Source organism: Antarcticirhabdus aurantiaca, from assembly GCF_009765365.1.
Taxonomy (GTDB): Bacteria; Pseudomonadota; Alphaproteobacteria; order Rhizobiales; family Rhizobiaceae; genus Antarcticirhabdus; species Antarcticirhabdus aurantiaca.
The window spans coordinates 438,311-444,671 of record NZ_VTOM01000001.1 but is presented as its reverse complement, the minus strand read 5'-3'; the positions used below and the strand labels follow the sequence as shown (position 1 = coordinate 444,671).

Sequence of the window (6,361 nt, the reverse complement as noted above, 5' to 3'; positions counted from 1 at the left end):
GGGTCGTGAGCACATCATCGACGCCTGCTGCCAAGCCTGGAACGCCGCCACAGACGATCCCAGGCGCATTCGATCCCTCTGCCTCTATCCCTGGATAGAAGAGGTCAATTCATAGGCTGGGCGGTATTAGAAATCCCTTAATCATTGCAGCATGGCTAGGTCCGCTTTCGTCCGCTTGGCATTCCTCTTTAGCGGTCTGGGAAAGTAAAGAGTGCAGATCTCCGCCTATCAGCCTCGACTGTATTGCGGCACGCTCGCGATATAGGCGGCCGATGTCCGAGCGGATGAAGTGCTGTATTTCGGCCTCGATGATTTGTTCTTTGGATAGTTCCCTCGAACGTATAGCCACCCATAGCGGATGCTTATCGAACGGAAACAACTGATAATACGAAAGAAGTCTGTCAGCTTCCATTTTCCCTCCCCCAAATTGTTGTACGAAACATCGTAACCGAGGCTTCTTCAATCTTCAACTACCGGTTCTGAGATGTTTTCGCTTGGCGGGAGTTAAGAGCCTAGGTGAGATTTTCGGGGTGACCCTCCTCAACCAGATACACATCGGTAAGATTGACCGAAAGACCGCTCGCTCCCCACCACCTATCTCGCCGGTCGTCCTCCCCGCGCTACTTCTCGTTGCCGACCGCACCGCCCCCGACGCGCCCTTTCGCCGGAGCCTGCATGGAAGCCTCGCTGTTCTCCCCCATCCATTTCGCCATCCTCGTGCTCTACACGCAGCCCCTGCTCGGGCTCGCGGCGGGAACGCCCGCGGGGCTGCTGATCCCGCCGACCTACACCCTGCCCGGCTGGGGACTGTTCCAGGACCTGTCGATGCTCGCCCCATGACGGCGCGGCGCCTCCCGGCCTTGCGCGACCGCGCGGCTCCGCTGAACGCGTCCAGGCCGCGGAGAGGCGGCGGGTCCGCCGGGCCGGCCCCGCGCGGACGGCCCGACCGATGAGCGCCATCGACCTCGCCCTTCTCGTCCTGTCGCCGCTCGCGGCGAGCGTCGGCCTCGCGCCGCTCGACGCGCTTCTCGGCGGCACGCCCCTGGCGATCCCGCTCCTCGAGCTTCGCCTGGAGATCCTGCTCCTGCCCGCCACCGGCCTGCCGGCTCTCGGCTGGTGAAGCGCTCCGGCCCGGTCCCGCTGCGCCTGCAACCCCGCCGGGTCGGCGCGCCGACCAGCGGCGCCCGGCAATCGACCTCGCCGCCCCCTCGCGGCTCCTCACGCGGAAAACGCCGATGCTCGCCTTCTTCGTCCTCGGCCTGCCACCCTTCTTCGGCGGCATCGCCTTCGCGCCGGTTCAACTGCTGGTCGGCGGCTCGCCCGCGACGCTCCTGATGGTGCCGTTCCTGGGTCCGGTGCCGACGACCCCGTTCCTCTTCCTTTGACGACGTTCGGCCGACGCGCGCGACGTTCGGCACTCGAAGCCTGCGCGTCCCGTCGGAGCACCCCCGACTTGTCCACGCCCTTTCGCCGCGCCCCTATTCTCCGCGTCACCGCCGGCCCATTCGGATGGGCGCGAATGATCACCGGGATCGTTCGAGGGGGCCGGCGGGCGAGGTCCGGCATGAGCGCTTCGTCCGGAGGAGCGGCTGCCCGGGCGGCGCGACGCGCGAGGATCGGTGCAGGCTGTAGCGGCCCGCGCCGTGGAGTATCCCCGAAGGCAGACCCGGGCCCCGGTTGGGACAGACCCGAACTCGGGAGGACGCCGCCAGGCATGGGTGAAGCCGCCCGTTTCTGGCTCCCACGCGCGCGGTGCGGGATGGCCCCGCACCGGAAAAGTGCCGCAGTCCCTCGCGGTGGGCGCCGCAGGCGGACCCTTTTTGACGATTCGCATACGTCGCAGGTTCGGCCTGCGGCGCCCCCAGCCCTCCCCGCACGGGAGGCACCCGACCCCGAGGCCCGAGCCTCGCGCGTTTCCGGCCCGGCGGCCGGGCGCGAGGACGCTTCCGCGCGTCCGCGGGTTCCCGCCCGTCAGTCGGGCGAGGCCGGCGTGTTCAGGATCTGCGCGGTTTCCGACCAGCGGTCGTTCGGCGTGATCGGCTTGTTGATCTCGGACAAGCAGCCCGACAGCGCGAGGACAAACAGGCCGAGAAGAAGGGTCGACAGGCGCATGGGGACCGAACCGGAACGGGAGCCAAGGGAGCGGGCGGGCGTGTTCGAGGCCTAGCCCCGCCGCGCGGCCGCATCAAGTCCGGCCGGCGCGTCGATCGGGCGAAACGCGAAGCAACCCACGCGAAACGCCGGCAACATCGGCGGGCAATGCGCGACGCCTAGAACACGGGTCGACCGCGGCCGAGCCGCCCCGACACCTCGTTCCGAAAGGACGCGCCATGCAACCCGTCTTCGCCACCGCCCGCGAGATCGCCGGCGACAGCTTCCCCGCCCTCCAGCCGATCCTCTCGCCGAGCTGGACGCAGCCCGTGCGCCCCGACCGCCGCCGGCGCCCGGCGACCGCCGGCAAGCTCGTTGTCGCCCGCGTCCACGGCCCCTCCGGCGCCTTCATCTGACGCCGCGCCGAACCCGGATCCGCCCCGCATCGCTGCCGGCCGACGCGCCGGCGCGATGCGCGGCGACGCTCCGGCCTCACCCCGCGAAACCATCTCCACGGGGACCCCGCCGCGTGCGAGGCTCGCCCTCACTGGCAGAGCTGGGACATCGTCCAGCCCTCCTCCGCGGTGTTGGCGACGTCGTTGATGCGCCACGCTCCGTCGACCTCCAGGAGGTCGTAGAACAGGGTGGTCTTCTCGCCCGCCTGGGTGAAGCTGACGAGGAAGCGCGCTTCGCCCTTTTCGAGGGGCCATTCCGCGTCGGCCGGCGCCGGCTCGATCGCCAGCGTCTTGCGGATCGCGTCGCCGTCGTAGTCCTGGCCCGACACAGTGACGACGAAGTCGATGCAGCCGACGCCCTCGCCTTCCTGGCTCTGCGTCTCGCTCGTGCGCAGCGCCTCCAGCGCGTCGCCCGTCAGCTTGTCCGCCCCGCCGTCCTCCAGCGGGTTGTAGATCGGCTCCTGGTACAGCGACCGCAGAAACACCTCCGCGCTCTCCTGCGCGCCGGCCGGCGCGACGACGCCGAGCCCCGCGACCACGAGGGCCGAGCGGATCAGATAACGGCAGGACATGCGGACGGACTCCCCCGGGGCCGAGCGCCCCGGGCGCACGCTACGCTAGAACCCGGCCCGGCGCCATGTCGAATCCGCCGGGCATCCGCCGCCCGCCTCAGTTCAGCGGGATGCCGAGCTGCGTCGGCACCAGCGGCACCGGGTTGGAGCTGGAGGTCGAGGGCGCCATGGTGCCGATCGCGCCGGTTCCGTTGCGCAAGCCGCCGGGACCGCGCGCGATGTCGCTGCGGGCCGGTCCGCCGCCGGCGAACACGCCCGGCAGGCCGCCGCCGTCCAGCTGCTCGCCGATAGGCGTTGTCGGCGCCTCGACGAACTCGCCGTTGATGCTCTGGGTCTCGCCGAAGACCTGCGCACCCGCGCTCGTTGCAAAGCCGACCAGGGTCGCGGCGGCGAGAAGGGGAACGAGACGCATGGGGATGTCCTTCGATGCGGGAGGGCCGCACGACCATGGCGCGGCGTTTGTTACCAAACCCTGCTGCCCCCCTCGGCGTTCCCGCGGGCGCCCGACTTTCCGCCCCCTCACACCACTCCCAGAAGCGCCCGCGCCGCCCGCTCCAGCGCCCCCTCCGACAGGGAGCAGAAGACCTCCGGCAAGCCGCCCGCTTCCAACGTCGCCTCGACGCACTCGTCGGTCAGCGGCACGTGCACGAAGCCGAACCGCTCGACGCCCAGATCCCCGGCCGCCCGGGCCAGACGGTAGAGCGTGTCGTTGCAGAGATAAGCCCCGGCATTGCGCGACCACTCGAACGACACGCCCGCCTCCCGAAGAGCCGCGGCACAGGCGGCCAAGGGCAGCCGCGTCGCCAGTTCGTCCGGCCCGTCGCCGACGGCCGGCCCCGCCGGGAAGGCGCCGGCCGCGTCGGCTCGGCCGAGTTCCCGGCGGTTGCGGGCGACGAGTTCGAGGCGTAGTCGCTCGGCGCGGACGTGCAGGCCGAAGAGGAGAACGGCCGCGGGTGATTCGTCCTCGATCGCTCGTTTGAGGGCCGGCCAGCTGCCGTCCCATTCCACCGGCAACACCCGGCCCCGCACGCAGACGTCGTGCCGAATCATCGCTCCGTCGAGCTGCCGGGCGAGCCGGGCGGTCGGGTTCTGGGGCGCTCCGGGAAAGGCGGCGAAGCCGCAGAGGAGGATCGTTCTCACAAAAAGTTTACCACCCTCGAACGCACGAAGTGCACCTGCCTCATGTGCCACTTTGGGACAACGCAGTCGCGCCAAAAGTTTTACTTGCAAAAACCGCGGCCCGATAGCATTGAAAAGCTGTTCGGGCAATTTCGCGAACACAGGACACGGACGAAAAGCGTATCGAGGGCGCATCCCTCGAGCGGACGGGCGCAAGCTCTTACGCGATGTATCGCTTCCTTTCCCTGCATCAAGACTTGCCTGCCACCGCCTCACGGCGACACGAAATGACAGGGAAAAGGACCCCGATCATGGCGCAGACCGGAACGGTCAAATTCTTCAACACCGAGAAGGGCTTCGGCTTCATCAAGCCGGACAACGGCGGCGCGGACATCTTCGTCCACATCTCTGCCGTTCAGGCATCGGGCCTGCCGGGCCTGACCGAGAACCAGAAGGTTTCCTTCGATACCGAGCCGGACAAGCGCGGCAAGGGCCCGAAGGCGGTCAACCTGCAGACTGCGGACTGATCTCTCGGCCGCTTCGGAACCTTGAGGGACCGAATCGGCAGATGACGTCGTCCGGCGGCGTTCCGGCCGCCCCTCACGCGAACGTCATCGGCCTCGAACAGAGGTCGGTGGTTTAGTATTACAAGTATATTTTTAGCCTTACTTAGCTGCGCAATCTGGCGCTCCACTCCTCGTCCGCTCAGGCGTCGCTGCCGCACCGTCTCCGGTCCGGCGAGCCCTGGAGCGCGAACCTTCCGCCGGCGCGCCGCCCGATCATCCCCTTTCGCTTCGCCGACGTCCCGTTTCGAGGCAACCGTCGTTGGCACGCTGCTTGCAACACCCGCTCCGAAGACGCGTTTCGCGCACGGAAAAGGGGTTCGTCATGTTCCAGATCGAAGACGCTGTCGCACGGCGGATGATCGCGATGGTGGCGGGCGCGGTCCTGTCGGTCGGCCTTGCCGCTCCCGTCGCGGCGCAGGACTGGGCGGCTCCCGGAGCCGATGGGGCGGATGTCGTCATCGACTTCAGCGCCCCGGCCGAGGAGGACGACCTCATCGATGCCGCACGTCCCGGACCGTCGACGCGAGCCCTCGACCGGACCGGCCATCGCGCCGCCGAGCGTCGTCGGTCGGAGGCCCGTCACCGCGAGCGGGACTTCCAGACCTTCGACACGGCCGAGGGCGAGGAAGGTCAGTACTGGCTTCAGCGTTCGGCACGACCGGACCGGATGGAACGCAGAGGCTCGTTCACCATCATTACCCTGCGCACGCGCCGCGCCGCGATCCTAGACGTGACTTTGGTGCCGGGCGGTCTCGCCTATTCCAGCGAAGCGGGCAGCGTCGGGTCGATCGCGCGGCCTTCGGTGATCGACGTCGAAGCGAGCCGGCTCGATCGCAGGCCCTACGGGCCGGACGGGCTCGACATCATCTCGCGCGGCGGTCCGAAGATCATCCGGGTCTCGCCCGACTTCTGAGCGTCAGACGAGGAAGGGGTTGGTCCGGCGCTCGACGCCGAGCCGGCTCCCCGGACCGTGTCCGCAGATGAAGCCGACATCGTCGCCCAGCGGCAGGATCTTCTCCTTGATCGAGCGGATCAGCGTCGCGTGATCTCCGCCGGGCAGGTCGGCTCGACCGATCGAACCGGCGAAGAGGACGTCGCCGGCATGCAGGAACTTGGCTTCGTCGTTGAAGAAGACGACGTGACCGGGCGCATGGCCGGGCGCGTGGATGACGCGGAAGCGGTGCGGACCGATCGCGAGTTCCTCGCCGTCGCCGAGCCACCGATCGGGAATGACGTTGCGCACCGCGCCGCCGAGGCCGAACATGCGGGCCTGCGCTTCGAGGTTGGCGAGGAGCATCTCGTCCCCCTTCTGGGGGCCGAGGATCGGCACGCCGAGTCGGTCCTTCAGGTCCATGGCGCCGCCGGCATGGTCGATGTGACCGTGGGTCAGCCAGATCGCCTCGATCGTCGCGCCGACGTCGGTGATCGCCGCCTCGATGTCGTCGACGTCGCCGCCGGGATCCACGACGACGCCGCGCTTCGTCGCCTCGTCGAAGAGGATGCAGCAGTTCTGCTGGAACGGCGTGACCGGAACGATGCGGGTGGACAGTCGGCTCAT

General features: G+C 68.6%; 11 protein-coding genes. 6 read left to right on the top strand and 5 right to left on the bottom strand.

Annotation, left to right across the window (positions count from 1 at the left end; all coding sequences use genetic code 11):
* The first annotated feature begins 675 nt into the window (after window positions 1-675).
* The 3 genes from FZN60_RS02250 to FZN60_RS02240 all read left to right on the top strand — a co-directional run bounded on the left by FZN60_RS02250 (window position 676) and on the right by FZN60_RS02240 (window position 1,385).
* Complete coding sequence (locus tag FZN60_RS02250; protein ID WP_158870580.1) at window positions 676-840, top strand: hypothetical protein; 165 nt, start codon at window positions 676-678, stop codon at window positions 838-840.
* A gap of 109 nt (window positions 841-949) precedes the next feature.
* Entirely contained in the window at window positions 950-1,120 is a 171-nt protein-coding gene (locus tag FZN60_RS02245) for a hypothetical protein (RefSeq protein WP_158870578.1), read from the top strand.
* Window positions 1,121-1,235: 115 nt separating this feature from the next.
* On the top strand, window positions 1,236-1,385 hold the full coding sequence (locus tag FZN60_RS02240) for a hypothetical protein (protein ID WP_158870576.1): 150 nt from the start codon (window positions 1,236-1,238) through the stop codon (window positions 1,383-1,385).
* A 586-nt stretch (window positions 1,386-1,971) separates the two neighbouring features.
* On the opposite strand, the gene FZN60_RS02235 is transcribed toward FZN60_RS02240, so the two are convergent.
* Entirely contained in the window at window positions 1,972-2,112 is a 141-nt protein-coding gene (locus tag FZN60_RS02235) for a hypothetical protein (protein ID WP_158870574.1), read from the bottom strand.
* A gap of 218 nt (window positions 2,113-2,330) precedes the next feature.
* Here FZN60_RS02235 and FZN60_RS02230 point away from each other — a divergent pair, with 218 nt between their 5' ends.
* Window positions 2,331-2,507, top strand: coding sequence for a hypothetical protein (locus tag FZN60_RS02230; RefSeq protein WP_158870572.1), 177 nt, complete (start codon window positions 2,331-2,333; stop codon window positions 2,505-2,507).
* A gap of 128 nt (window positions 2,508-2,635) precedes the next feature.
* Here FZN60_RS02230 and FZN60_RS02225 read toward each other — a convergent pair whose 3' ends face one another.
* From FZN60_RS02225 to FZN60_RS02215, 3 genes are all read right to left on the bottom strand, one after another.
* On the bottom strand, window positions 2,636-3,118 hold the full coding sequence (locus tag FZN60_RS02225) for a hypothetical protein (protein WP_158870570.1): 483 nt from the start codon (window positions 3,116-3,118) through the stop codon (window positions 2,636-2,638).
* Between the two features lie 97 nt (window positions 3,119-3,215).
* The gene (locus FZN60_RS02220) at window positions 3,216-3,530 is read right to left on the bottom strand and encodes a hypothetical protein (protein WP_158870568.1); all 315 of its coding nucleotides are present in this window, start codon (window positions 3,528-3,530) and stop codon (window positions 3,216-3,218) included.
* A gap of 107 nt (window positions 3,531-3,637) precedes the next feature.
* A complete protein-coding gene (locus FZN60_RS02215; RefSeq protein WP_158870566.1) occupies window positions 3,638-4,258 on the bottom strand; it encodes a pyroglutamyl-peptidase I in 621 nt (206 codons plus the stop codon).
* Window positions 4,259-4,548: 290 nt separating this feature from the next.
* Here FZN60_RS02215 and FZN60_RS02210 point away from each other — a divergent pair, with 290 nt between their 5' ends.
* Together FZN60_RS02210 and FZN60_RS02205 are read left to right on the top strand one after the other, a co-directional pair.
* Entirely contained in the window at window positions 4,549-4,764 is a 216-nt protein-coding gene (locus FZN60_RS02210) for a cold-shock protein (RefSeq protein WP_158870564.1), read from the top strand.
* Between the two features lie 361 nt (window positions 4,765-5,125).
* Complete coding sequence (locus FZN60_RS02205; RefSeq protein WP_158870562.1) at window positions 5,126-5,716, top strand: hypothetical protein; 591 nt, start codon at window positions 5,126-5,128, stop codon at window positions 5,714-5,716.
* A 3-nt stretch (window positions 5,717-5,719) separates the two neighbouring features.
* Here the strand turns inward: FZN60_RS02205 and FZN60_RS02200 are convergent, their stop codons facing one another.
* Window positions 5,720-6,361, bottom strand: a complete 642-nt coding sequence (locus FZN60_RS02200; RefSeq protein ID WP_158870560.1) for an MBL fold metallo-hydrolase — start codon at window positions 6,359-6,361, stop codon at window positions 5,720-5,722.